This window comes from Alkalihalophilus lindianensis, assembly GCF_032843265.1.
In the GTDB taxonomy this organism is placed as follows: Bacteria; Bacillota; Bacilli; order Bacillales; family Bacillaceae_D; genus Alkalihalophilus; species Alkalihalophilus lindianensis.
In genome coordinates this window covers 1-253 of record NZ_JAWJBA010000681.1, presented here as the reverse complement: position 1 = coordinate 253, position 253 = coordinate 1, and the positions used below count along the sequence as shown (strand labels likewise).

Genomic DNA, 253 nt, shown 5'->3' with positions numbered 1-253 from the left:
AGCAAACCTATCACATGTATCAGAAGTGATTACGTTCTTCAATGAAAATCTAGACACTAATAACAGTGCCGTTTATTCTAAAAAGTTTTTATGCCCTCTTGGAATGAAAGCAGCCATAAGAAGAAATCAAATGATGATTGCGACAGATCAAGGACAAGTGGTAGGGGCCTTACGTTTTTACCGAAAGAAAACGCAGAAGCAAATATCTTTATACCAATTTGCAATAAGTGAAAGTCATCGGGGTCAATGTTTA

1 pseudogene is annotated in these 253 nt (G+C 36.4%); it reads left to right on the top strand.

Going from position 1 to position 253, the window contains the following annotated elements:
• Positions 1-253, top strand: a pseudogene (locus tag RYX56_RS23890) (N-acetyltransferase); the annotation flags it as partial.